We start from the raw sequence: 25,132 nt of genomic DNA, 5'->3' as shown, positions 1-25,132 counted from the left end.
AGCACCGTGGCCCTGTTCTACTCGTCCTTGCGCTCCACCAACCCCAGAATCAGCCAAACGTATGACCGTGCCACCACTACGGTGTGTACGCATGGCTTGGGTCCTGGGTGCGTCGAGTCGTGGATCGGTGTTGCGGAAAGTCGGGTTCGAGGACTCAAATCCACGACTCGCGCGACGTCGGCCAGCTGTACCTGGAGGTACAGTTTTGGGGTGGAGACGGTGGAGCGGTTGATTCGCAGTACTCAGGAGCTGTTGTGGGAGCGGGGGTACGTGGGGACGAGTCCCAAGGCGATTCAGCGGGCGGCTGATGCGGGGCAGGGGAGTATGTATCACCACTTCACCGGGAAGGCTCAGTTGGCGCGCGCGGCGATCGAGCGGTCGGGGGCTGAGCTGCGGGAAGCCGCCGAGGACCAGTTCAGCGGCAGCGGTACGGCGACCGAGCGGATCACTGGGTACCTGGAGCGGGATCGGGAGGTACTGCGGGGGTGCCGGATCGGACGGTTGACCTCGGACCCGGACGTGATGGCCGACCCTGAGCTGCGCGCACCGATCGACGAGACGTTCACCTGGCTGCGCGCCCGGCTCGCCGAGGTTGTTGCTGAGGGCAAGCGCAACGGCGAGTACCCTGGCTCACTGGACCCCGAGCAGACGGCGGCTACCATCGCCGCCGTACTGCAGGGTGGTTATGTGCTGGCCCGGGCGGCGGGTTCCGTGGAGCCGTTCGAGCTGGCGGTGAAGGGTTTGATCAACCTGTTGCCGGAGGGTACGAAGTGAAGATCGGTGCGGTGTTCCCTCAGCTCGAGATCGGTGCGGACCCGACGGTGGTGCGCGACTGGGTGACGACGGTGGAGCGGGCCGGGTACAGCCACGTGCTCGCCTACGACCATGTGCTCGGCGCGGATCCGGCGAACAGGCCGGGCTGGACCGGCTACACCGACAAGTCCTTGTTCCATGAGGTTTTCGTGCTGTTCGGGTACTTCGCGGCGATCACCACCGAGCTCGAGCTCGTCGTCGGCGTACTGGTGCTCCCGCAACGCCAGACCGCGTTGGCCGCGAAGCAGGCGGCCGAGGTGGACGTCTTGAGCGGCGGCCGGTTGCGGCTCGGCGTCGGCATCGGCTGGAACCAGGTCGAGTACCAAGCTCTCGGTGTGCCGTTCAAGCAGCGCGGCGCCCTGCTCGAGGAGCAGGTCGACGTACTGCGCAAGCTGTGGTCCGAGCCCGTCATCTCGTACGACGGGAAGTTCCACCAGATCGTGGAAGCGGGGCTCAACCCGCTGCCGCGCCGGCAGATCCCGATCTGGTTCGGCGGCGGTGCGGACGCCGTACTGCGTCGCACTGGGCGGATCGGTGACGGGTGGATGCCGCAAGGCCCGCCTGACGACACAGCGCGGGCGCAGTTGGAGACGATCCGGACAGCGGCTGTGGAGGCAGGTCGTGATCCCGCGCAGATCGGCTTCGAGGCCAGGCTCACGCTCGGCAACGTGCCCGAGCAGGACTGGCGGACGTACGTCGACAGTTGGCGTGAGCTCGGTGCGACCCACCTGACCGTCAACACGATGAACATGGGCCTGTCGAAGCCCGAGGACCACGCCGAGGTCCTGCGCGACGTCCTGCCGAGACTCAGCTAGCCCAGGGAGTGTTCGCGGTCGAGCCGCGGATCACCAGTGGGCACGGCAGGCTGACGATCTCGGTCGGCCGGTCCGGGTCGGCGATCCGGCCGCGGAGCAGGTCGATGCCGGTCTGGACGATCGCATGCACCGGCTGCTCGACCGAGGTCAGGTCGAACGACTCCCAGGCGGCGAGTTCGGTGTTGTCGAAGCCGATCAGCCAGACGTCGTCGGGCACCTTGGCGCCGACCGCCCGCGCGCCGTCCAGGATGCCGAACGCGAGCAGGTCGGTGACGGTGTAGATCGCGGTCGGCGGCCTCCGCATCGACAGCAGTTGTCGCGCGGCCGCGTGACCGTCCGCATGCGGAACCCCGACCGAGACGACGTTGCTGGGCTTGATCTTGACTCCCGCGTCGGTGAGCGCGGCGCGGAAGCCGAGGTCGCGATCCCGCGACGTGTTCCCGGTGTGGGTCAGGGTGACCAGACCGATGTCGGTGTGGCCGGCCTCGACCAGGTACCGGCCGGCGTCGTACGCGCCCTGCCAGTTGTCGCCGACCACTTGGTCACAGTCGAGGCCGTCGATGCCGCGATGCAGCAGCACGGTCGGTGTCCCCGAGGCGAGTGCCATCGTGTGCAGCTTCGAGTCGTACGTCGCCGACGTGAGCAGGAAGCCGTCGACCAGGCGCTGGTGCAGGACGTCGGCGATCGTCTCCTCGGGGTCGTGCTCGATGTTCCACAAGATCATGTGCAGTCCGACCGAGCTGAGCACCCGGCCGATCTCGTCCAGCAGCTCGGCATGGAACGGGCTGGTCACCCGGGTCATGAAGACGCCGATCGTGTCGGTCCGCCCGGTCTTCATCGCGCGGGCCAACGCGTTCGGCGTGTAGTTCGCGTCCTTCAGCACCTGCAGCACCCGGGCCCTGGTCTCCGGGTTGACCTTCGGATTGTTGGTCAGCACCCGTGAAACCGTCGCCTGGGACACCCCCGCCAGCCGGGCCAGATCCCTGCTCGTCGGTGGTCTCGCCATGACTCCGCCTCCCCTCGTAGTCCAAATGCTGAACCCTACTCAAGAGTGTCGCCACTCGCCGTTGACCTCTGGTTCAGCACTGTGTATACGTATTCAATTGTATACGTATTCATCCCTAGTGGATGGGAGATTCCGGTGCAGACACAACTCTCCAACCTGAGCCGCCGCAGGTTTCTCGCCGGACTGACGGGACTCGCTGCCGGTGGGGTACTCGCCGGCTGTGGTGGCAACGGCAACGCAGGTGGTGGTGGAGGCAAGAACGGCCTGACCTTCCTGAACTGGGAGCAGGTCAAGGGCAATCCGCTCGAGCAGGCCATCCAGGCCTTCGAGAAGGAGTCGGGGACCAAGGTCACCATCCAGCCCGCGGTGACCACGGAGTACGACACCAAGATGCGCACGCTGATCGCGGGTGGCAGCCCGCCGGACGTGATGCGGATCAACGACGACTTCGTCCGCGGCTTCTCCACCCAGGGAGCGCTGCTGGACCTCAACCCGTACATCGAGAAGGACAAACTCGACACGTCGGCGTTCGCCAAGGAGACGTACGAGTTCCCGAAGCAGCCGGACGGTTCGCACACCGCCTGGGTGCTCGGCTACGAACCCCGGCTGATCTTCTACAACGCCGATCTCTTCAAGCAGGCCGGCGTACCCCTGCCGCCGACGACCTGGTCGCCGGACGGCTGGACCTGGGCCGATTTCGCCGACCGGGCGAAGAAACTCACCGACCCGGCCAAGAAGCAGTACGGCGCTCTGGTCTATCTGGACACCGGCTACGAGCAGACGTTCACGGTCAACCACGGCAGCCAGACCGGCATCTTCTCCCCCGACGGGACGAAGTTCACCCTGCCGGACGCCAAGGAGGTCGAAGCGTTGCAGTGGGCAACGGATCTGACCTGCAAGGACAAGGTGCAGCCGCCGTGGTCCGCGCTGCAGCAGGACAACGCGGAGACGCAGATGTTCGCGCAGGGCAAGCTCGCGATGATGTTCGCGACCTTCGGCACCGTGCCGTACCTGCGGACCACGGTCAAGGACTTCACCTGGGATGTCGCCGCACCGCCGGCCGACGTCGAGCAGAAGACCGAGTCCAGCGTGATCGTGTTCTGCATCCCGAAGAAGGCGAAGAACCCGGACCAGGCGTGGGAGCTGCTCAAGTACCTGGCCAGTGAGGAAGGCGGGAAGACCTTGCTGCAGGGCGGCGCCTTCACGCCGATCAACAACAAGGCCGCGGCCCAACTGGCGCCGAACGGGAAGATGCCCGCGCACATCGGGCTGTTCGCCGAGGCGGCCAAGCATCTGGCCGCGACCAACCAGACCAAGAACACGCTCGGCGCCCGCGAACTGTACCGGCCCGCGCTGGATCAGGCCTACAACTGTGAGAAGCCGGTCGGCGACGTGCTGAGTCAGATCAAACCACAGGTGGAGAACGCCTTGAAGGGTTGATGTCGATGGCAACGACAACACCAACAAGGACCCCGGTGGCCGAGGCCCCGATACCGAATCACCAGCCCGAGATCCGCCGGGCCCGCCGGAAGGCGAACCTGGTCGGGTGGTTGTTCATCAGTCCGATCGTGGTCGGAGTGGTGGCCTTCCAGTTCTTCCCGATCCTGGTCTCGATCGGGGCCTCGCTGACCGACTGGAACGGCATCTCGGCGCCGAAGTTCGTCGGGTTCCGCAACTTCACCGAGTTGTTCGGCAACGACCCGCTGTTCATCCAGACGTTCAAGAACACGATCTACTTCACGCTGGCGAGCATTCCGCTCACGATCGGGATCGGCCTGGTGCTGGCACTGCTGTGTGCCCGGCCGATCCGCGGCGTCGCGTTCTTCCGGACGGCGTACTTCGCGCCGTACGTGACGAACGTCGTGGCGATCGGGTTCGTCTGGTTCTGGTTCTTCCAGCCGGACAACGGCGTGGTGAACGGGCTGCTCGACCAGATCGGCATCCCCGGGCCGCAGTGGTTGTCGAGCTCCACCTGGGCGATGCCGGCGGTGATCATGGTCAGCGTCTGGCAAGGCATCGGGTACCCGATGATCATCCTGCTCGCGGGGCTGCAGGGTCTGCCGGCGGAGTACTTCGAATCCGCGAAGATCGACGGCGCCGGAGCGTTCCAGCGGCTGCGGTTCATCACGCTGCCGCTGCTGACGCCGCACTTCCTGTTCCTGCTGATCACGCAGTTCATCACGTCGTTCCAGGTGTTCGGCCTGATCTACGTGATGACCAAGGGCGGGCCCGGCCACGCCACCAGCGTCTACATCTTCAACATCTACCAGAACGCGTTCGGCTTCGGGAAGGTCGGCTACGCCTCCGCGATGGCGTGGATCCTCTTCGCGGTGATCGCGGCCGTCACGTTCCTGCAGTGGAAGTTCCAGAAGAGGTGGGTGTTCTACTCATGAGACTGGTGAGCAAGACCTCGCAGTACGTCGTGATGTCGCTGTTCGCGGTGATCTTCCTGGCGCCGTTGGTCTGGATGGTCAGCGCGTCGCTGCGGCCGGAGGCGAAGGTGCTGTCGGTGCCGCCGCAGTTCCTGCCCACCGACGCGCAGTGGGACAACTACCGGCAGGTCTTCGAGCTGATCCCGGTGTTCCTCTGGAACAGCGTCAAGCTGGCCGGGCTGAACGTGGTCGGCATCCTGATCGTCGCGTCGATGGCGGGCTACGCGTTCGCGCGGTTGAGGTTCGCCGGCCGGGACGCGGCGTTCATGGTGCTGCTGGCCACCTCGATCATCCCGGGCATCGCCTACCTGATCCCGCAGTACATCGTGTTCCGCCAGATCGGCTGGGTGGACACGCAGTACCCGCTGTGGGTGCCGAAGGTGCTCACACCGGTGTTCGCGACGTTCCTGATGCGGCAGTCTTTCCTGACCATCCCGCAGGAACTCGAGGACGCGGGCAAGATCGACGGGGCGTCCACGTTCGGCATCTACTGGCGGATCATGCTGCCGCAGACCAAGCCGGCGCTGGCCGCGATCGGGGTGTTCACCTTCCTCGAGTCGTGGAACGACCTGTTCGGTCCGCTGATCTACATCAATTCCGAGAACCTGCAGACGCTGCCGGTGGCGCTGGCCCAGTTCCAGGGCGAGTACTTCACCCAGATCAGTCTGCTGATGTGCGGGGCGACCGTCTCGGTGGTCCCCGTCATCGTCGTCTTCCTCTTTGCGCAGCGCTATTTCATCCAGGGCATCACGATGACAGGAATGAAGGGGTGAGCACCGTGCCGGAGCGGCTCGTTGCCATGCAGATCGGAGCGGTTTCGTTCGTCGACGAAGGCGTCGACCAGACACTCGACATCCTGGCCGACCGGGGCGCGGTCAACGCGCTCTTCCTGGCCACACCGACCTGGACCCGGGGCACCGGCGGGCGCCAGATCCCCGGGCACCCGATTCCCGACCACGGCGTCTCCGAGTACGACCTCGGCTGGGTCGGCGGCAACTACGCGACGCCGCATCCGCAGTACTACGCCAACACCGCGCTCGGCTCGGTCGGCCGGGCGCCCGAGCATCCCGAGCTCGACCTGCTCGGCGAGGTCATCCCGAAGGCCCGTGAGCGCGGGATCAAGTCGTTCGCCTGGATGGAGGAGAGCGGTGGCGCCCGCGAACTGCGGACCTACCCGAACTTCGCCAAGGTGCTCGAGGTGGACGCGTGGGGCCGTCCGGGCCGCCGGCCGTGCTTCAACAACCCGGACTACCGCAACTGGCACCTCGGGTTCGTCGAGGACTACGTGCAGAGCTACGAGCTCGACGGTCTGGCCTGGTGCTCGGAGCGGCCCGGCCCGCTGAACATGCTGATGCAGGGCACCGTCGAGGTGGCCGAGATCGGCTGCTTCTGCCGGCACTGCCAGCAGATCGCCCGCGACCGCGGGATCGATGTCGCCCGCGCGATGCGCGGCTATCGCGAGCTGGTCGAGTGGAACCAGCGGGTCGGTGCCGGCGAGCGTCCGGTCGACGGCGCGTTCGTCACGTTCTGGCGGATCCTGCTGAACTTCCCCGAAGTGCTGTCCTGGCAGAACTTGTGGACCGAGAGCCAGCGGCAGCTGTACCGCGACATCTTCGGCGTCGCCAAGGCGATCTCGCCCGAGGTACAGGTCGGCTGGCACGTCTACCACAACATCTCGTTCAGCCCGTTCTACCGGGCCGACCAGGACTACACCGAGATGGCGAAGTTCTCCGACTTCATCAAGGTCGTCATCTACAACAACTGCGCAGGCCCGCGGTTCTTCACCTGGGTGAAGAGCATCTGCGGCTCGCTGTTCGCCGACGCCGAGCCCGAGGACGTCTATCCGTTGATGATGAAGCTGCTGCAGCTCGACGAGGGCGCGTACGAGAAGCTGCCGCAGACAGGCTTCACCGCGGACTACGTGCGGCGCGAGACCGAGCGGGCCGTCGCCGGAGTCGGTGGCCAGAGCAAGATCTACCCGGGCATCGACATCGACATCCCGGTGGGCGTCGCCAAGCAGCGCGGGCTGGAGAAGCCGCGTGACGTCGGCACCAAGATCAACTGGGACGACAACGAGGGCGAGCTGACCGCGTGCACCCGCGAGTCCGTGCGGGACGCGACCCTGGCCGCGTTCGAGGGAGGCGCGGAGGGCGTCGTACTGAGTCGCAAGTACTCCGAGATGCTGTTGGAGAACGTGTCCGGCGCCGGCGACGCGATCCGGAGTCTCAAGTGACGGTGCCTTGGTACCAGCGCACGTTGCGCTGGGCGCAGACGAACCTGACCGAGAAGGACCCGGCCCGGTACGACGCCGACTGGTGGCGCGAGCACTGGCGTCGTACCCGGGTGCAGGGCGTGATCGTCAACGCGGGCGGGATCGTCGCGTACTACCCGAGCAAGTTCGAGCTGCAGCACCGGGCCGAGTTCCTCGGCGATCGCGACCTGTACGGCGAGATCGTCGAGCTGGCCAAGGAGGACGGGCTGACCGTGCTGGCCCGGATGGACTCCAACCGGGCCCACCAGCCCTTGTACGACGCCCATCCGGACTGGTTCGCGGTCGATGCCGACGGCAACCCCCACCGGGCCGGGAAGCTGTACGTCGCCTGCGTCACCGGCCCGTACTACCGGGAGTTCCTCACCGGGATCCTCGAGGAGATCATCGAACGGACCGCGCCGGAGGGGATCACCGACAACAGCTGGAGCGGTCTCGGCCGGGACACGATCTGCTACTGCCCGAACTGCCGGGACAGCTTCGGCCAGGACCTCCCCACCGGCGTGGACTGGGCCGACCCGGTCTACCGGCAGTGGATCCGGTGGAGTTACGACCGGCGGCTGGCGGTGTGGGACCTGAACAACGAGGTGACCCGCCGCGCCGGCGGTCCGGACTGCCTGTGGATCGGCATGAACGGCGGCGAGGTTGTTGCCCAGAGCAAGCGGCTGCGGGACGACGTGGAGATCTGCAAGCGCGCCTCGATCTTCATGCTCGACTCGCAATGGCGGCACGACGAGTCCGGCTTCCAGGCCAACTCCGACAGCGGCAAGCGGCTGCACGGCCTGCTCGGCTGGGACACGCTGATCCCGGAGAGCACCGCCATGTACGACGCGGGCACGCCGACGTTCCGGCTCGGGAGCAAGCCCGCGCCGGAGGCCCGGATGTGGGCGGTCGAGGGATTCGCCGGCGGCATCCAGCCGTGGTGGCACCACATCGGTTCGGTGCATGAGGACCGGCGGCAGTACGCGACCGCCGAGCCGCTGTTCGGCTGGCACGAGGAGAACGATCGGTACCTGGTGAACCGCGAACCGGTCGCCACGGTCGGGCTGCTGTGGAGTCAGCGGAGCGTGGACTTCCACGGCAAGGCCGATCCGGAGACCACCAGCTGGTTGCCGTACCGCGGCTGGGTCGACGCACTGGTCCGGGCGCGGATCCCGTACCTGCCGGTGCACGAGGCCGACCAGCGGTTCGCGGTGATCGTCGTACCGAATGTCGGGGTGCTGACCGATGAGCAGTGCGTGGCGCTGCGCGAGTACGTCGATGGTGGCGGGCGGCTCGTGGTCACCGGTGAGTCGAGCCTGTACGACGAGTGGGGCGATCGGCGCGACGACTTCGCGCTGGCCGACCTGCTCGGCGTCCATCACGAGGGCAAGACGCTCGAGGCAGGCAAGGTCGACTGGGAGACGTACGCCGCACACACGTACCTGCGGATCGAGGACCGGGTGATCGCGGACGGCTTCGACGACACCGACGTACTGCCGTTCGGCGGGCAGTTGGAGGTGGTCGCGGCATCCGGAGCGGCGGTGACGTACGTGCCGCCGTTCCCGATCTATCCACCGGAGAAGTCGTGGATGTCGGAGCCGCGGACCGACGTACCCGTGGTGGTGCTCGGCGAGCAGACGGCGTACCTGGCGGCGGATCTCGACCGGATGTACGCGCAGTACCACCACCCGGACCACGGTCGGTTGCTGGCGAATCTGGTCCGGTGGGCCGCCCGGGACGACATCCCACTCCAGGTGGAGGGAGCCGGCGTACTCGACTGCCAGGTCTACCGGCAGGACGGTGCACTCGTGCTGCACCTGGTCAATCTCGATCAGGGTGGCGCGTGGCGTGGGCGGCTGGAGGAGCTCACTCCGGCCGGGCCGTTCACCGTCCGGATCCGGGGGACCGGCGACCACGCCCGCTTCCTGGTCGCGGGCGGGGAGGCGGAGGTGAAGACCGAGGACGGCTGGATTACGGTCGAGGTGGCGAGGATCGCCGATCACGAGGTCGTGGTTGTGACTGAGAGGGAGTGAGTTCGTGGCAGTCGAGGTCATCGGTGCACGGCGCGCGCGGTACGACGAGATCCTGACCGAGCGGGCGCTCGGCCTGATCGAGCGGTTGCACCGCGAGTACGACGGGCGGCGGCGCGAGCTGCTCGACCGTCGCCGGGAGCGGGTCGCCGAGATCGCCGCCGGCGGATCGCTGGGATTCCTGGCGGAGACCAAGGACATCCGGGACGACCTGGACTGGCGGGTCGCCGCGGCCGCGCCGGGGCTGGTCGACCGGCGGGTGGAGATCACCGGGCCGACCGACCGGAAGATGACGATCAACGCCCTGAACTCGGGCGCCAAGGTCTGGCTGGCCGACCAGGAGGACGCGAACACGCCGACCTGGGACAACGTGGTCGGCGGCCAGCTGAACCTGCTCGACGCGATCACCCGCACGATCGACTTCAGCACCGACGCCAAGAGCTACGCCCTGAAGCCGGACGACGAACTGGCCACCATCGTCGTCCGGCCGCGGGGCTGGCACCTGCCGGAGAAGCACCTCCTGGTCGACGGCGAGCGGACGTCGGGGGCGCTGGTGGACTTCGCGCTCTACCTCGCCGCCTCCGGGCAGCTGCAGATCGATCGCGGCCAGGGACCGTACTTCTACCTGCCGAAGATGGAGTCGCACCTGGAGGCGCGGCTCTGGAACGACGTGTTCGTGACGGCGCAGGAGGAGCTCGGCATCCCGCGCGGGACGATCCGGGCCACCGTGCTGATCGAGACGTACCCGGCCGCGTTCGAGATGGAGGAGATCCTCTACGAGCTGCGCGAGCACTCGGCCGGCCTGAACGCGGGACGCTGGGACTACATGTTCAGCGTGATCAAGACGCACCGGACCCGGGGCGCCGACTTCCAGTTGCCGGACCGCAACACCGTCACGATGACGGTCCCGTTCATGCGGGCCTACACCGAGCTGCTGGTGCGGACCTGTCACAAGCGCGGCGCGCACGCGATCGGCGGGATGGCGGCGTTCATCCCGAGCAAGGACCCGGCGGTGAACGAGCAGGCGTTCGCGAAGGTCGAGGCGGACAAGACGCGCGAGGCCGGCGACGGGTTCGACGGTTCGTGGGTCGCGCACCCCGGGATGGTCGAGACGTGCCGGTCCGTCTTCGACTCGGTGCTCGGCTCGTCGCCGAACCAGCTGGGCAAGCTCCGCGAGGACGTCCAGGTGACGGCCGAACAGTTGCTCGACGTCGCGTCGACGCCCGGTGAGGTGACCGAGGCCGGGCTGCGGAACAACATCAGCGTCGCGATCCAGTACCTGGCCGCGTGGCTGGAAGGGACCGGCGCGGTCGGGATCTTCAACCTGATGGAGGACGCGGCGACGGCCGAGATCTCCCGGTCCCAGATCTGGCAGTGGCGCCTCAACGGCGTCGTACTCGACACCGGGGAGATCGTCACGACCGAGTTGGTCGAGCGGATCGCCGACGAGGAGATCCTGAAACTCGACCAGTACCTGCGCTACCAGTCCGCGCGAGCGTTGTTCCTCGAGGTCGCCAACTCCGAGGACTACGTCGACTTCCTGACCATCCCCGCCTACGAGCGCTTCGACTGAGCCGCCGAGATGGGTTCACCCATCAAAGTGTGGGTTGGCCAACCGCAGGCGATGGGCTAACCCACACTCTCGTGGGTCAACCCAGGAGACGGTGGGCTCCGGGGCGGCGGGAGTGATGGGTTTGGGGAGTGCAGCTGATCGGATCCGGCGGGCTGCACTCCCCAAACGCGTACCTTCAGCGCACGATCGGCTCGCTGCCGGGCTAGCTGCGCTCGGGTGGGTCGACGTTGACGGTGGGGATGCCGCCGCCTGCCCGGGCGATGATCGCGAGGGAGGGCTCGCTGGTCGGGTTGCTCTCGCGGTGCACGGTGAAGGCCGGCACGTGGATGAAGTCCCCGGCGACGGCGTCGAGGTACTCGTCGCTGCCCTCGAACTCCATCCGCAGTACGCCGGAGACGATGTACAGGCTGCTCTCGTTCTTGTCGTGGTGATGCCAGCCGGAGATCGCGCCGGGATCCGTGACGACCTGCCCGGCCCAGAGGATCGGCAGCTCGAAAGCCCGCATCCGCAGCATGCCCGAGGTCGGATCGGCGGCCACCAACTCCCCGGCACGAACGACCCGAATCGGCTGACCCATGGCACCAGTCTGCCTCCACCGGAGCTGATCCCGCCACCTGGTCAGCGCGTAAGGTGCGAGGATGGCGAGCGTTGTGTTGCGGGTCCGGCTGACGAGCGGCGACCACCTCGATGTCACCTACGAGGAGTCTGCGGCGGCCGATGAAGACGAAGTTGCCGAGCACGCTGTCGTGGCCCTCACGGCCGACGGCGGCATGCTTCGGTGCAGACACGGCGACCGGCTTCTCGTGCTGTACGCGCGGGGAGTCGCCGCGATCGAGATCGCGCCGCGGGGTGCGGTCCTGTAACCGCTGAGTGCGCCCGGATGCCCTGGCGCCGGCTCGCCAGGGCATCCGGATCCGTTCAGCGGTTGGCGGGGTAGGCGGCGTCGACTTCGACCTCGACGAGCCAGCCGGTCACCGGGAGGTTCTCGATCTCCAGGGCGAAGCGGGAGGGGCGGGACTTGTTGACCACGAACGGCTTGGCGGGTGGCGCCGTACCGAGTGGGACCGGGACGTACTGACCGGTGGTGAGGTCGGTGTTGGCGAAGTACTGGCGGTAGGCGCGGTTCCAGCCGGCGAAGTCGGCGGTGGTGGCGCCGGCGGGGTTCTGCAGGAAGACGCGCATCGTGTAGACGTCCGCGTACGACAGACCCGCCGCCTGGAGGTTCTCGCCGATGCGGCGAAGCACGTTGATGCCCTGGGCCTCGGTGATGGTGACGCCGGCGGGCAGGGCGCCGCCAGGGAAGACGATGGTGTCGACGTACGACGCTTCGGACCCGGCGGGAGCGTCCGTGTTCAGGGCCGTCGGGCCAATGCCGCTGGTCTTGTAGACGGGAGTGTTGGCCCCGATGCCGACACCGGTGGCGATCATCGGGTTGGACTGGCCGGCCGGGAGAGCGGGCACGACGGTGCCCGGGTTCGGCGGCTTCGGTTTGTCCCACCAGCCCGCGGCGGTGGACGCTCCGGCGGTGAAGGTCACGACGACGGCGACCAGGCCGGCGATCAGGCGGGTCTTCATCGGCCCGCCGCCACGCGGTCGTGCAGGGCGGTCACGGTCGCGCGGGCGGAGACGATCGCACCGTGCTGCCAGGCGATGGTGTGGGACAGATGGTCGCCGGCGAAGTAGATGTTGCCGGTGGCATCGAGGAGCCGGGCGTAGATCCCGTCGGTCTGGGACGGCCAGCTGACCCAGGACGCCTCGGAGTACTTTGTGCCCAGCCAGTTCACCGAGAACGCCGCCTTGACGTCCTTGGTGTACACGTCTCCGTGGATCTTGGCGCCCTGCATCAGGGCGCGTTCCAGCCGGGCGGGCGGCGTCAGAGCGCCGTACGCGGTGGCGTTGGCGCCGGTGTTGTAGTAGCCGATGACCGTGCCGCGCTCGCCGTGGAAGCCCGTCGACGGGTACCAGGTGTTGACGGTGTCGAGGCTGCTGTTGGTGATACCGCCGTAGATCTTGTGGTCCTCCTCCCACCAGCGGCGGCCGTACTCGATGCCGAGCTTGCCCGCGTTCGTCGGCCGGGCGTACTTCAGGGCCTCGAGGATCGGGGCCGGCAGGTTGGACGGGACCTTCGCTGCCAGGTGCGGCGGCAGCGTGCAGATGGCGTAGTCCGCGGTGAGCACCCGGCTCCGCGTTCCGCTCGTGTAGGTGACCTCGACGCCGGCTCCGGTGTTGCGCAGTCCGGTCACCTCGGCGCCGTACTGGATCTTGTCCTTGCCGATCGCCTCCTCGAACGCGTACGGGATCCGGTCCATCCCGCCGACCGGCTGGAACATCATCATCGCCTGGTCCCAGCCGAACTCGAACGAGAAATAGTTGCCGACCCCACTGGCGAAGACATCGCTCAACGGGTACGGCGCGACCGTCGTACCGCCCTCCAGGCCTGCGCCCGGCTCGACCTCGTAGCCGCGACGGCCGTCGGTGCCGGTGTAGGCGAAGCCGGCCGCCTTGTTCCCGATCGCACCGAAGCTGCTGAGGAATCCGATCAGCGCCTCCTTGTCGGTCGCCGACAGCAGGCTGTCGAGTGCGCCCTGGTCGGTTGCCGTGGCGAGCAGTTCGGAGACATAACCGTACACGTCGGCCTTGGCGGTGCGGTGCCGGATCGCCTTGCCGGAAAGGGCTGTTGAGCCTTCGCGGTACAGGTACGCGTCGGCGTTCTGGTTGACGAACGGCTCGATCGCGACGCCGAGTTCACGGCAGTACTCGAGCGTCAGGTGGTGCTGCGGGAGGCGGCCCGGCCCGGCGTTCATGTACTGGCCGGGGGAGAACGTCGCCCGCTGGGTGTTGCCGGCCAGATCGGTCTCCGTGGTGCCGCCGCGGACCGTCCAGTTGCGGCCGCCCGGCCGGTTGCGGGCTTCCAGCAGCGTGACCTTGTAGCCGGCCTTGAGCAGTTCGTACGCCGAGGTCAGGCCGGCGATCCCGGCACCGAGAACGACGATGTGCTTGGTGCCGCGGCCGTTCAGCTCGACTCGCGACGGAGCGGCGTACGCGGGGGTCTCGGCGACGCTCGTGAGGCCGAGCGCCGACATCGTGGAGTACAGGACACCGGCCCCACCGGTGATACCGACCTGCTGCAGGAATTGACGTCTGGTCTGCGCCATGCCTTCTCCTCACTGGGCAACGGGGGTAGCTGACCAGAAAGGTAAGGACCTGATGTTCTCGCTCTGTGTCCGGGCGGTGACGAGCTGAGATCGATACTGACAGGTATGTTTCGGGTTAACGAACCTGTTGGAGCTGCGGCCGTAGTGCCTTCACGACCGGCGCGATCTCGGCGTACACCCCCGGGTAGTTGGGTTCGGCGCAGCCGCTGCCCCAGGAGACGAGAGCGAGCAGGCGGCCGTTGAGGACCAACGGTCCGCCGGAGTCGCCCTGGCAGGCGTCGCCGGTGCCGTCGAGGTAGCCGGCGCAGACGTTTGACGCGGCTGCGTAGCCTCCGGCGACGTACTCCTTGTTCGCCAGGCAGACGTCGTCGCCCAGGTCGGGCACGGCCAGCTTCTGCAGGGTGTCGTCGGGCCCGGTCCCCGCGGTGTCGCCCCAACCGTAGACGGTCGGTACGACGCCCGGCCGATCGGCGTTCGGGTTCGTCTCGAGGCGCATGACCGGAACGCCGGTGAACGGCTTGGCCAGCGTCAGTACGGCGAAGTCGTTGCGGTTGGTCTTCGTGCTGTAGTCCGGATGGATCCACACCTTGCTGATCCCGGACACCCGGCCGACCGTGTCGTCCCGCAGATCGGCCCGACCCAGGATCGCCGTGTACGTCGCGATCGCCCTGCCCATGCAATGTGCAGCGGTCAGCACCTTGTCCGGCCGCACCAGCACCCCACTGCAATACCGCCCGGTCGGCCGCACGGACGCGGTGTTCGTCAGCGCCACCGCCCACGGAGCCTCACTGACACTCGCCAGCGTGCCCCCCACAATCAGCTTCTTCCCCGTCGACGCCGACACCGCTCCCGCGGACACCACCACGAGAATCACCGCCAGCACAGCAGCCCGTCGCACCATGCCGACGAACTTACTCCAGGTGAGCAGACGACCGCGGAAGGTGGCCACCCCGGCCACGCATGCCGGGGTGGCCACGTCAGTGAGTTCAGGCTCGGTAGGCGGTCCACATGTTGCTCATGCGGGTGCTCTGGTTCGGCGTGAACTGGTTGTAGCAGGAGTCGTAGGAGTAATCCATGTAGTTGTGGATCGGGTCCAGACCAGGCAGCGAGCAGGAGTCCCGGCCGGTCGGGCAGCCGTTGGTGGGGCTGCTCTGGGCCGGGGTGTCCGCGACCTCGTCGTTCGTCGTCGTACAGCCGCCCTGGAAGGTGTGGTAGAGCCCGAACCAGTGGCCGGCCTCGTGCGTCGCCGTCTCGCCCAGATTGTAGTTCGCCTCCGAGCCGCCGGGCAGCGAGGTGTACTGCACCCGGATGCCGTCGATCCCGGGCTGGCGTGCGTAGTCCCACGGGAAGGTCGCGATGCCGAGGTAGGCGAAGTCGACCAGCCAGATGTTCAGCGCGTTCGCGCCGCCCTTGCGGGTCTGCTTGCGGTAACTGCTGCTCTGCTTGTCCTGGTGCCACTGGGTGTTGTTGTAGCGGAACGTCCCGGCCAGCGTGAACGTGAAGCCGGTGTTGGCCGCCTGTGACGACTCCTGACCGCCGAACGTCTTGTTCAGGACGGCGATCTGCTGCGAGATCTGGGTGTCGGTCACGTCACCGTTGCCGGCCGCGTCGCGCATCACGTTCACGTAGACCGGGACGGTCGCCGCCGCCAGGGCACCCTTGGGTACGCCGATCCCACGGGCGGCCTTGGCCTTCAGAATCTGTGCGGTCCTGGCCTCGATCGCCTTCTGTTCGGCGGCGGAGATGTCCCGGGTGTCCGGGCCGTGGCCGCCCTTGGCAGCGGCATTCCCGGGCGGCACGAAACAGTCGGACGCCGGTGCATGATCCACCGGAGGCCTGGCCGACGCCTGGCCGCTGAGCGGGCTGAGAAGGAGCGCGGAGCCGGCCAGCAGGACGGCGGCGGCGCGGGGACTGGGGATGAAAGATCGCATGGCGCGTTCCTCCGAGGTCGGGCCACTGGGCGGGCGGCCGGTTGCCCGGCATCCTCCGCAACAAAGTCCCTGCTCCGGAAGCGATCGCGGTCGATTCTCCGGCGGTCTAGGGAAAACCTTCGGTGCTCGCGGGGGAGCGCAGACTTCCGTAGCGTTCCATCCTTTGCCAGCGCAGCCGGGAACCAGCCAGTGCGGTGAAGACGGACTGGATGACCACGAGGTACATCAGTTGCCGGTAGACGAACTGTTGCAACGGCAGCGTCCACAGCGGCCCGGCTCGTTCGCCGTCCAGGTGGAACGCGTAGCGGCCCATCGCGAACTGCAGCGCGAGGAACCCCAGCCAGACGAGCCCGACGCGGAGCGGGTCGAGGAACACCAGGCCGTAGATCGCGAAGACGTCGACCACCGGCGCGAGCAGCGGCAGGAGAACCTGGAAGAGCATCAGGTAGGTCAGACCGCGGCGGCCGAGCTTGCCGGCCTGACCGCGCTGGACCCACGCGCCCCGGTGCTTCCACATCGCCTGCAGCGTGCCGTAGCACCAGCGGTATCGCTGCCGCCACAGCGCACCGAGCGACGCAGGGGCCTCGGTCCACGCGACCGCACGCTCCTCGTACACCACTCGCCAGCCGTCGCGGCACAACGCCATCGTGAGGTCGGTGTCTTCGGCGAGTGTCACCTCGCTCAGCCCGCCAATGCGTTCCAGCGCCGTACGCCGGAATCCGCCGACCGCACCCGGGACGGTCGGCATGCACTCGGCCAGGTCGAACAACCGGCGGTCCAGGTTGAACCCCACCACGTACTCGATGTGCTGCCAGCGACCGAGCAGGCCGCGCCGGTTGCCGACCTTCGCGTTGCCCGACACAGCACCGACCGAAGGATCGGCGAACGGCTGCACCAGCATCCGCACGGCGTCGCGTTCGAACACCGTGTCGCCGTCGACCATCACGATCAGGTCGAAGTGCGCGGCCTGCAGGCCGGTGTTGAGTGCCACCGGCTTGCCCGCGTTCCGTTGCCGGATCACCCGCACCCCGGGGATGCCCATCGCCTCGACGATGTCCGCCGTACCGTCGGTCGAGCCGTCGTCCACGACGATCACCTCGATCGGGTGGTCCGAGGCGACCAGCGACCGGATCGCGGCCCCGATGCCCGCGCTCTCGTTGTACGCCGGGATGATCACGCTGACCGGTTCGGTGACCGGCTCGCCCCACGACCAGTCCCGCATCCGGGCATGCCGCCGGGCCGCCCACACCGTGGTGATCGCGCGGAGCACGCTCAGCGCGCCGGCGGCGTACAGGAACCAGGTGAGCAGGGACTGCACGCCGTCGCTCACCCGCATCGCCCAGATCGCCGCGAGCCCGCGGCCGCGCTCCAGCAGGCCGGCGTCGTGCGTCGGCTGCGGGAGGCCGACCGCATCGCTCACGGTGGCGAACTTGAAGCCACGGGCCTTCAGCGTCGGGATGAGTTTGGTGAGCGCCGCGACGGTCTCACTGCGGTCACCACCGGCGTCGTGCATCAGGAGCACCTGGCCCGCGGTGCCGCGCGGCGTCGAGTTCGCGATCACCTTGGCGGTTCCCGGCCGGCGCCAGTCCTCGCTGTCCTGGGTGGTCAGGACGGTCAGGTAGCCGGCCTGCCGGGTCTCCTGGATCGCGGTCCAGTCCGCATCGGTCAGCGCGTCCGGCTCGGACGAGTACGGCGGCCGCAACAGCGGCGTACTGAGGCCGGTAGCGCCGGCCAGGACCAGCTGGCTCTGGCGCAGTTCGAGTGACCGGCGCCAGCCGGGCGCCGTGCTCAGGTTCGCGTGGGTGAACGTGTGCATCCCGATCTGGTGGCCCTCGGCGACTATCCGGCGGGCCAGCGCCGGGTGGGCCGCGACCTCGGTGCCGACGACGAAGAAGGTCGCTTTCACGTGCTGCGCCTTCAGCACGTCGAGGACCTTGGGGGTCCAGACCGGATCCGGCCCGTCGTCGAAGGTCAGTGCGATGGTCCGCTTGGCCGGCCGGACCGAGCGGACTTCTCCTGGCTGGGCGTCGATCACCGGACCCCCGCCGGCGATCGCCCGTGGTACGGCGCCGGCCGGGCCGCCCGAGGTGACTGCGCCGTCAGGTTCCGCCCCGAACAGGTGGTGGGTGTATCCGTTCAGGAGCAGCATGCTGGACAGGCAGACGAGCAGCATGGTCAGCACGATCCAGTGGGTCCGGAGCGGGACCTGCTTGGCGCGCCGCGCGACCGCGCGGCTCACGGCTTGGCGGGTGACTTCGTGCGACCAGGTGCTGCGGTCGGCTTGTTGCTGTGGGTCGTGGTCGACTTACCGGGTGGCGTGGTGGGGGAGCCGGAGAGGTGAGTCGTCGGTACGACTGTCGGCGTGGTGGTCGGGATGACAGTCGGCGTCGTCGTTGGGCTCGTGGTGGATGACGGCGTACCGCTCGATCGCACCGGCGTGCCGGTCGGGTTGCCTGAGGTCGGCTTCGCCGACGGATCGATCGTTCGAACGGCTTCTGGGACCGGGGTCAGCTGCGGCTTGGGTCGTGTGACGGCCTCTGGCAGCGGGATCAGTGGGGTGTCCGGACGTGGCCCGCCGAACAGGCTGCTGGCCGTCAGGACGAGGTAGGCGGCCGCGGGCACGGCCAGCACCACCCCGGCACGACGCAGGGTTCGGCGACGGCGCCCGGTCGAGTCCAGAAAGACCGGGCCTCGGGAGGAGGGCGACTTCACAAGCCGGGGAGCATACTAGCTACCCATCGGTCAGGCGAGATCCGCAGGGCAATGTGCCGCCGGCGCCCGAGGTGGCTACTGTCGTCAGGTGCAGAAATGGCCTGGTCGTCCTTACCCTCTCGGTGCCACGTACGACGGTGCCGGGACCAACTTCGCGGTGTTCTCGGAGGTAGCGGAGCGAGTAGACCTGGCCCTGGTCGCCGACGACGGGACCGAGCAGCTGGTACAGCTGACCGAGGTGGACGGGTTCGTCTGGCACGCGTTCCTGCCGGCGGTCCAGCCGGGGCAGCGGTACGGGTTCCGGGTGCACGGCCCGTACAACCCGGCCGAGGGGGACCGGTGCAACCCGTCCAAGCTGCTGCTGGATCCGTACGCGAAGGCCATCGACGGGCAGATCGACGGTGACGAGTCGCTGTTCAGCTACCGGTTCGGCAACCCGGACGAGCTGAACACGATGGACAACCGCGAGCACACGATGCTGTCGGTAGTGACGAACCCGTTCTTCGACTGGGGCAACGACCGGCCACCCGGGCACGCCTACCACCAGACGGTCATCTACGAGGCGCACGTGAAGGGTCTGACCAAGACCCACCCGGCGCTGCCGGAGGACATCCGCGGCACGTACGCCGGGATCGGGCACCCGGCGATCGTCGAGCACCTCAAGGACCTCGGGGTGTCGGCGATCGAGCTGATGCCGATCCACCAGTTCGCCCAGGACGGCCACCTGCAGGAGCTCGGCCTGTCGAACTACTGGGGTTACAACACCATCGGCTTCTTCGCGCCGCACAACGACTACGCGGCCGGCGGCACCCGCGGTCAGCAGGTGACCGAGTTCAAGACGATGGTGAAGGCCCTGCACGAGGCGGACATCGAGGTCATCCTCGACGTGGTCTACAACCACACCGCGGAGGGCAACGAGTTCGGTCCCACCCTGTCGTTCAAGGGCATCGACAACGCGGCGTACTACCGGTTGGTGGACGCCGACAAGCGGCACTACTACGACACCACCGGCACCGGGAACAGCCTGCTGATGCGGCACCCGCACGTGCTGCAGCTGATCATGGACTCGCTGCGCTACTGGGTCACCGAGATGCACGTCGACGGCTTCCGCTTCGACCTGGCGGCCACGCTGGCCCGCCAGTTCCATGAGGTCGACCGGCTGTCGGCGTTCTTCGACCTGGTCCAGCAGGACCCCGTGGTGAGCCAGGTGAAGCTGATCGCCGAGCCGTGGGACGTCGGCGACGGCGGCTACCAGGTGGGCAACTTCCCGCCGCTGTGGACGGAGTGGAACGGGAAGTTCCGCGACACCGTGCGGGACTTCTGGCGCGGCGAGAAGTACACGCTGGCCGAGTTCGCCTCCCGGCTGACCGGCTCGTCGGATCTGTACCAGGACGACAGCCGCCGGCCGCTGGCGAGCATCAACTTCATCACCGCGCACGACGGCTTCACGCTGCGTGACCTCGTCTCCTACAACGACAAGCACAACGAGGCGAACGGCGAGGGCGGCAAGGACGGCGAGAGCCACAACCGCTCGTGGAACTGCGGCGTCGAGGGCGAGACCGAGGATGCCGAAGTACTCGAGCTGCGGGGCAGGCAGCAACGCAACTTCCTCACCACGCTGCTGATCTCGCAGGGCGTGCCGATGATCGCCCATGGCGATGAGCTGGGCCGGACGCAGGGCGGCAACAACAACGTCTACTGCCAGGACAACGAGATCGCCTGGGTCGATTGGGAGCTCGCCGATCCGCAGAAGGATCTGCTGGAGTTCACCAGCCTCCTGGTCAAGCTGCGCAACAACCACCCGGTCCTGCGCCGCCGCCGTTTCTTCCACGGCGACACCGGTGTCGACGGACTCGGCGACCTGGTCTGGTTCACCCCGATGGGCACCGAGATGCAGAACGGCGACTGGCAGCGCGACGACGCCCGCGCGATCGCGGTGTTCCTCAACGGCGACGCGATCTCCGAGCCGGACCAGCGCGGTGAGCCGGTGGTGGACGACTCGTTCCTCGTCCTGCTGAACAGCGACTACGAACCGCAGGACTTCCTGCTCCCACCCAAGGAGTACGGCGAGAACTGGACGGTGGTCGTGGACACGACGACCGCGCAGGGCAGCGCGAGCGACGAGCCGCATGCCGCCGGCAGCACAGTGCGACTGGAGGCACGCAGCACGCTCGTCCTGACCCGCCCGAGGCAGGCTGCGGGATGACAGGGGTCCCGCAGGCCACCTACCGCTTGCAGCTGCACGCCGGTTTCGGGTTCGACGACGCCGCCACGGTGGTCCCGTACCTGCACAGCCTCGGGATCTCTCACGCCTACCTGTCCCCGATCCTTCAGGCCGCGCCCGGCTCCACCCACGGGTACGACGTCGTCGACCACAGCCGGCTGTCCGACGCGGCGGGTGGCCGTCCCGCGTTCGACCGGCTGGCCGCACGGCTGCGCGACCATCGCATGGGCGCGGTGGCGGACGTCGTACCGAATCATGTGGCGGTGCCGACGCCTGCGCGGCTCAACAAGGCGTTGTGGTCGGTGCTGCGGGACGGGCCGGGGTCGCCGTACGCCGAGTGGTTCGACGTCGACTGGGGTTCGGGGAACCAGCCGTTGCTGATGGCTGTGCTGGGTCAGCGGATCGGCAGGGTGCTCGCGGACGGCGAGTTGTCGGTCGACGGCGACGTACTGCGGTACTACGAGCATGAGTACCCACTCCGGCCGGGCACCGAGGATCTGCCGATCGCGGAGCTGGTGACGGAGCAGTGGTATCGCCTGGCGCACTGGCGGGTGGCTGACGAGGAGCTGAACTACCGGCGGTTCTTCGACGTGGACACGCTGGCCGCCGTACGCGTGGAGACGCAGGAAGTCTTCGAAGCCACGCACGAGCTGCTGCTGGAGCTGCTGCGCGAGGGCGAGCTCAACGGCTTCCGCATCGACCATCCGGACGGTCTGGCCGACCCGCGCGGATACCTGCGCCGCCTGGCCGAGCGGACCGGTGGTGCGTGGGTCGTGGTGGAGAAGATCCTCGAAGGCGATGAGGAGCTGCCACGCGACTGGCCCTGCGCGGGCACCACCGGGTACGACGCTCTGCTCCGCCTCGGCGGTCTCTTCGTCGACCCTGCGGGTGCGGCGCCGCTGTCTGCCCTCCACTCCGAGCTGACCGGTGAGCCTGCCGACTTCGCACCCGTTGTGGAGCAGGCGAAGCGCGAGATCGTCCAGCACGGGCAGTACGCCGAAGTGCACCGCCTGGTGGAGTTGCTGGCCCGCATCTGCCAGGACGACGTCCGGCTGCGTGACCACACCCGTCGCGCGTTCCATGAAGTGGTCGTCGAACTGCTGGTCCACTTCGACATCTATCGGGCGTACGTCGTCCCAGGGGAGCCACCGTCACCGACGGCGGTGCAGGCGTTGGAGCGGGCGGCCGAGAAGGCGCGGGAGAATCTCGACGACGACCGGCGGGAGACGCTGGATGTCGTCCTGCATCTGCTGCTGGGTCGAGAGACGAGCCGGATCGACGAGCATGCGCGGCATGAGCTGATCGTCCGGTTCCAGCAGACCTGCGGCCCAGTGATGGCGAAGGGCGTCGAGGACACCGCGTTCTACCGGTGGTTCCGGCTGACGTCGCTGAACGAGGTCGGTGGGGATCCGGAGCACTTCGGCGTGACGCCGGAGGAGTTCCACGCGTTCGCGGCCCGGCTGAACCAGCACTGGCCCAAGACCATGACCACGCTGTCCACCCACGACACCAAGCGGTCCGAGGACGTACGTGCGCGCCTTGGTGTGCTGTCCGAGCAGCCTGCTGCCTGGTCGGAGGCGGTGCGCGAGTGGCGTCGGCTGTCGGAGGATCACCGGAGCCCGCTGCTCGACGGCAGCACGGAGTACCTGTTCTGGCAGACGCTCTTCGGCACCTGGGACGACGGACCGCTGCCCGAGGATCGCGTGCAGGCCTATCTGCTCAAGGCGATCCGCGAAGCGAAGCGCCAGACAACCTGGACTTCACCGGACGAGGAGTACGAGCAGGCCGTCGCCGCCTTCGCCACCGCGATCCTGGCCGACCCCGCAGTACTGGACTCGGTACGACGCTTCGCCGCCAAGCAATCCGGATTCGTCCGGGCGGCGACGCTCGGCCAGAAGCTGGTGCAGTTGACGATGCCCGGCGTACCGGATGTGTACCAAGGCACTGAGTTGGTCGACCTGTCCTTGGTGGACCCGGACAACCGGCGGCCGGTGGACTACGAGGACCGGATCGCCCGGTTGCTGCAGCTGGACGATGGTGGCAAGCCGGACGACCTGTCGGACGAGAAGCTGCTGGTCACCTCGCGAGCACTCCGCATCCGCCGGCAGTACCCGGAGGCATTCGCGGGCAGCTACACCCCGCTGCCGACGTCCAACGGTCACGCCGTTGCCTTTGCGAGGGGAGACGCGGTGATCACCGTGGCGACCCGGCTGCCGGTCGCTCTGCAGCGCGTGGGTGGTTGGGGCGACAGCACAGTGGTGCTGCCGAGTGGCCAATGGAAGAACGTGTTGACCGGCCGCGAGGCGGGTAGTGGAGCAGCCCGGATTCACGAGCTGCTGGAGGATCTCCCGGTGGCCCTGCTCGTAAGGAGCTGAATGCACACCTTCCGTGTCTGGGCGCCGAACGCGTCGTCGGTCGACCTGGTGTTGCGCGACGGCGTACTGCCACTGCGTTGGCCGGCGGACGGCTGGTGGACGCGGGACGTGGTCGAGGCATATCACGGCACCGACTACGCGTTCTCCGTCGACGGCAGCGAGCCGCTGGCAGATCCGCGGAGCCCGTGGCAACCGGACGGTGTGCACGGCTTCAGCCGAGTCTTCGACGAGGACCGCTTCCGCTGGACCGACGGTGACTGGACCGGCCGAGGCGTGCGCGGCTCAGTGTTCTACGAGCTGCACATCGGCACCTTCACTCTGGAAGGCACGCTGGACGCGGCCGCCGACCATCTGGACTACCTGGTGGCGCTTGGCGTCGAGATGGTCTCGCTGATGCCGGTCGCCGCCTTCCCCGGCCGCCACGGCTGGGGGTACGACGGCGTGGACCTCTACGCCGTCCACGAGCCGTACGGTGGTCCGGAGGCGCTGCAGCGGTTCGTCAACCGGTGCCACGAAGTCGGTCTGGCCGTCTGCCTCGACGTCGTCTACAACCACCTCGGTCCGAGCGGGAACCGCCTGGACATGTTCGGCCCGTACTTCACCGATCGGCACGCGACGCCGTGGGGCCGGTCGGTCAACCTGGACGACACCGGGAGCACCGAGGTACGGCGGTGGATCTGCGACAACGCTCTGCGGTGGTTCCGGTCGTTCCACCTCGACGCTCTGCGGCTGGACGCCGTACATGCGCTGACTGACGAGAATCCGACGCACCTGCTGGCGCAGCTGTCGACGGAGACCGCGGAGCTGTCGCGGGAGCTCGGACGGCCACTCGGGCTGGTGGCGGAGTCGGACCTGAACGACCCGCGGATGGTGGAGCCGGTAGCCGAGGGCGGTCTGGGGATGACCGCGCAGTGGAGCGACGACTTTCACCATGCACTGCACACGCTGCTGACCGGCGAACGAGCCGGGTACTACGTGGACTTCGGTGAGCCGGGTGTGTTCGCGAAGACGCTCACCCAGGTGTTCCTGCACGACGGGTCGTACTCGACGTTCCGCGGCAAGGACTGGGGCCGGCCGGTCGACCCGGCCAAGCATCGCGGCAGTGAATTCCTCGCGTACACGTCGAATCACGACCAGGTCGGCAACCGTGCGCTGGGCGACCGGCCGGCGCTGACCCCCGGCCAGCTCGCGATCGGCGCTGCTCTGGTGATCACGTCGCCGTACACGCCGATGCTGTTCATGGGCGAGGAGTGGGGAGCGTCGACGCCGTGGCGCTACTTCACCGACCACGACGAGCCGGAGCTGGCCGAGGCTGTGCGCAGCGGTCGGCGGCGGGAGTTCGCCGCGCACGGATGGAACGCCGGCGAGATCCCGGACCCGCAGGATCCGGCGACGTGGCGTAGCTCGGTCCTCGACTGGACCGAGGTCGACGAGCCGCCGCACCGCGAGTTGCTGGCGTGGTACCGGGACCTGCTGGCCCTTCGCGCCCGAACGCCGGAGTTGCGCGACGACCGGCTCGCGTCCGTCGGCATCGAGTCCGGCGCCGACGGGGATTGGATCGTGGTCACCCGCGGCCGGTTGCGTGTCGTGGTGAATCTGACCGCGGTCGAGTCCGTGGTCCCGATCGACGGTGTCCCGACGTACCAGCTGATGGCTTTCCTACCGGCCGAACCGGTCGGCGAGGGCGTCCGGTTGGCGGGTCACGGCGTCGCGATCGTCACGGTCTGAGACTTTCCAACGCCCCTATTTCCGGCGCAATCCAACACAACCCGGCGTTCGAGCCTGTTCGTCGATGGTGATTTCCGGGATCGCTTG

The 25,132-nt window shown here is 67.9% G+C and carries 20 protein-coding genes; 12 read left to right on the top strand and 8 right to left on the bottom strand.

Annotated elements, in window-relative coordinates; genetic code table 11:
• Positions 1-210: 210 nt before the first annotated feature.
• Together OG817_RS33865 and OG817_RS33860 are read left to right on the top strand one after the other, a co-directional pair.
• Complete coding sequence (locus OG817_RS33865) at positions 211-774, top strand: TetR/AcrR family transcriptional regulator (RefSeq protein WP_396391172.1); 564 nt, start codon at positions 211-213, stop codon at positions 772-774.
• Complete coding sequence (locus OG817_RS33860) at positions 771-1,628, top strand: LLM class F420-dependent oxidoreductase (RefSeq protein WP_396391173.1); 858 nt, start codon at positions 771-773, stop codon at positions 1,626-1,628. Before OG817_RS33865 ends, OG817_RS33860 begins: the two co-directional genes overlap by 4 nt.
• Here the strand turns inward: OG817_RS33860 and OG817_RS33855 are convergent.
• Positions 1,621-2,634, bottom strand: a complete 1,014-nt coding sequence (locus tag OG817_RS33855; RefSeq protein ID WP_406048834.1) for a LacI family DNA-binding transcriptional regulator — start codon at positions 2,632-2,634, stop codon at positions 1,621-1,623. The two genes, OG817_RS33860 and OG817_RS33855, sit on opposite strands and share 8 nt — an antisense overlap.
• Positions 2,635-2,769: 135 nt before the next feature.
• Here OG817_RS33855 and OG817_RS33850 point away from each other — a divergent pair, with 135 nt between their 5' ends.
• Genes OG817_RS33850 through aceB form a run of 6 tightly spaced genes read left to right on the top strand, consistent with a single transcriptional unit; the run spans position 2,770 to position 10,920 of the window.
• Positions 2,770-4,074, top strand: a complete 1,305-nt coding sequence (locus OG817_RS33850) for an ABC transporter substrate-binding protein (protein ID WP_406048832.1) — start codon at positions 2,770-2,772, stop codon at positions 4,072-4,074.
• A gap of 5 nt (positions 4,075-4,079) precedes the next feature.
• Positions 4,080-5,027, top strand: a complete 948-nt coding sequence (locus tag OG817_RS33845) for a carbohydrate ABC transporter permease (protein ID WP_406048830.1) — start codon at positions 4,080-4,082, stop codon at positions 5,025-5,027.
• A complete protein-coding gene (locus OG817_RS33840) occupies positions 5,024-5,839 on the top strand; it encodes a carbohydrate ABC transporter permease (RefSeq protein WP_131511058.1) in 816 nt (271 codons plus the stop codon). Before OG817_RS33845 ends, OG817_RS33840 begins: the two co-directional genes overlap by 4 nt.
• Positions 5,836-7,299: a hypothetical protein gene (locus OG817_RS33835; protein ID WP_406048829.1), complete on the top strand. Its 1,464-nt coding sequence runs from the start codon at positions 5,836-5,838 to the stop codon at positions 7,297-7,299. Before OG817_RS33840 ends, OG817_RS33835 begins: the two co-directional genes overlap by 4 nt.
• Positions 7,296-9,350 carry an alpha-amylase family protein gene (locus OG817_RS33830; RefSeq protein ID WP_406048828.1) on the top strand — a complete coding sequence of 685 codons (2,055 nt, stop codon included), beginning with the start codon at positions 7,296-7,298 and terminating at the stop codon, positions 9,348-9,350. Before OG817_RS33835 ends, OG817_RS33830 begins: the two co-directional genes overlap by 4 nt.
• A 4-nt stretch (positions 9,351-9,354) precedes the next feature.
• Positions 9,355-10,920 (top strand): malate synthase A, encoded by a 1,566-nt coding sequence (gene aceB, locus OG817_RS33825; RefSeq protein ID WP_406048827.1) that lies wholly within the window; start codon positions 9,355-9,357, stop codon positions 10,918-10,920.
• A 202-nt stretch (positions 10,921-11,122) separates the two neighbouring features.
• Here aceB and OG817_RS33820 read toward each other — a convergent pair whose 3' ends face one another.
• On the bottom strand, positions 11,123-11,497 hold the full coding sequence (locus tag OG817_RS33820; protein WP_406048826.1) for a cupin domain-containing protein: 375 nt from the start codon (positions 11,495-11,497) through the stop codon (positions 11,123-11,125).
• A 61-nt stretch (positions 11,498-11,558) separates the two neighbouring features.
• On the opposite strand from OG817_RS33820, the gene OG817_RS33815 reads away from it, so the two are divergent.
• On the top strand, positions 11,559-11,783 hold the full coding sequence (locus OG817_RS33815; protein ID WP_396391182.1) for a hypothetical protein: 225 nt from the start codon (positions 11,559-11,561) through the stop codon (positions 11,781-11,783).
• A gap of 55 nt (positions 11,784-11,838) precedes the next feature.
• Here the strand turns inward: OG817_RS33815 and OG817_RS33810 are convergent, their stop codons facing one another.
• From OG817_RS33810 to OG817_RS33785, 6 genes are all read right to left on the bottom strand, one after another.
• The gene (locus OG817_RS33810; protein WP_406048825.1) at positions 11,839-12,495 is read right to left on the bottom strand and encodes a Rid family hydrolase; all 657 of its coding nucleotides are present in this window, start codon (positions 12,493-12,495) and stop codon (positions 11,839-11,841) included.
• Positions 12,492-14,075: a flavin monoamine oxidase family protein gene (locus OG817_RS33805; protein ID WP_406048824.1), complete on the bottom strand. Its 1,584-nt coding sequence runs from the start codon at positions 14,073-14,075 to the stop codon at positions 12,492-12,494. Before OG817_RS33805 ends, OG817_RS33810 begins: the two co-directional genes overlap by 4 nt.
• 115 nt (positions 14,076-14,190) lie before the next feature.
• Complete coding sequence (locus OG817_RS33800) at positions 14,191-15,051, bottom strand: S1 family peptidase (RefSeq protein ID WP_406048823.1); 861 nt, start codon at positions 15,049-15,051, stop codon at positions 14,191-14,193.
• 10 nt (positions 15,052-15,061) lie between these two features.
• On the bottom strand, positions 15,062-16,006 hold the full coding sequence (locus tag OG817_RS33795) for a zinc metalloprotease (protein ID WP_406048822.1): 945 nt from the start codon (positions 16,004-16,006) through the stop codon (positions 15,062-15,064).
• A gap of 106 nt (positions 16,007-16,112) precedes the next feature.
• Positions 16,113-18,245 carry a bifunctional polysaccharide deacetylase/glycosyltransferase family 2 protein gene (locus OG817_RS33790; protein ID WP_406048821.1) on the bottom strand — a complete coding sequence of 711 codons (2,133 nt, stop codon included), beginning with the start codon at positions 18,243-18,245 and terminating at the stop codon, positions 16,113-16,115.
• Positions 18,242-18,718 carry a hypothetical protein gene (locus OG817_RS33785; RefSeq protein WP_396391188.1) on the bottom strand — a complete coding sequence of 159 codons (477 nt, stop codon included), beginning with the start codon at positions 18,716-18,718 and terminating at the stop codon, positions 18,242-18,244. Before OG817_RS33785 ends, OG817_RS33790 begins: the two co-directional genes overlap by 4 nt.
• A gap of 88 nt (positions 18,719-18,806) precedes the next feature.
• On the opposite strand from OG817_RS33785, the gene glgX reads away from it, so the two are divergent.
• Genes glgX through treZ form a run of 3 tightly spaced genes read left to right on the top strand, consistent with a single transcriptional unit; the run spans position 18,807 to position 25,045 of the window.
• Entirely contained in the window at positions 18,807-20,924 is a 2,118-nt protein-coding gene (glgX, locus tag OG817_RS33780) for a glycogen debranching protein GlgX (RefSeq protein ID WP_406048819.1), read from the top strand.
• Positions 20,921-23,317, top strand: a complete 2,397-nt coding sequence (gene treY / locus OG817_RS33775) for a malto-oligosyltrehalose synthase (RefSeq protein ID WP_406048817.1) — start codon at positions 20,921-20,923, stop codon at positions 23,315-23,317. The genes glgX and treY overlap by 4 nt, the downstream gene beginning before the upstream one ends.
• On the top strand, positions 23,318-25,045 hold the full coding sequence (gene treZ, locus OG817_RS33770; RefSeq protein ID WP_406048815.1) for a malto-oligosyltrehalose trehalohydrolase: 1,728 nt from the start codon (positions 23,318-23,320) through the stop codon (positions 25,043-25,045).
• The last annotated feature ends 87 nt before the right edge of the window (positions 25,046-25,132 follow it).

Origin of the sequence: Kribbella sp. NBC_00889, assembly GCF_045207705.1 — a bacterium.
GTDB lineage: Bacteria > Actinomycetota > Actinomycetes > Propionibacteriales > Kribbellaceae > Kribbella.
This window is presented reverse-complemented; position numbering and strand designations above follow the sequence as displayed.

What these genes read in the sequence shown, in the direction of transcription:
- OG817_RS33845 (WP_406048830.1), top strand. Translation starts at nt 4,080, where the DNA reads ATGGCAACGACAACACCAACAAGGACCCCGGTGGCCGAGGCCCCGATA.
- OG817_RS33805 (WP_406048824.1), bottom strand. Translation starts at nt 14,075, where the DNA reads ATGGCGCAGACCAGACGTCAATTCCTGCAGCAGGTCGGTATCACCGGT.
- OG817_RS33840 (WP_131511058.1), top strand. Translation starts at nt 5,024, where the DNA reads ATGAGACTGGTGAGCAAGACCTCGCAGTACGTCGTGATGTCGCTGTTC.
- OG817_RS33855 (WP_406048834.1), bottom strand. Translation starts at nt 2,634, where the DNA reads ATGGCGAGACCACCGACGAGCAGGGATCTGGCCCGGCTGGCGGGGGTG.
- treZ (WP_406048815.1), top strand. Translation starts at nt 23,318, where the DNA reads ATGCACACCTTCCGTGTCTGGGCGCCGAACGCGTCGTCGGTCGACCTG.
- treY (WP_406048817.1), top strand. Translation starts at nt 20,921, where the DNA reads ATGACAGGGGTCCCGCAGGCCACCTACCGCTTGCAGCTGCACGCCGGT.
- OG817_RS33795 (WP_406048822.1), bottom strand. Translation starts at nt 16,006, where the DNA reads ATGCGATCTTTCATCCCCAGTCCCCGCGCCGCCGCCGTCCTGCTGGCC.
- OG817_RS33815 (WP_396391182.1), top strand. Translation starts at nt 11,559, where the DNA reads ATGGCGAGCGTTGTGTTGCGGGTCCGGCTGACGAGCGGCGACCACCTC.
- OG817_RS33810 (WP_406048825.1), bottom strand. Translation starts at nt 12,495, where the DNA reads ATGAAGACCCGCCTGATCGCCGGCCTGGTCGCCGTCGTCGTGACCTTC.
- OG817_RS33820 (WP_406048826.1), bottom strand. Translation starts at nt 11,497, where the DNA reads ATGGGTCAGCCGATTCGGGTCGTTCGTGCCGGGGAGTTGGTGGCCGCC.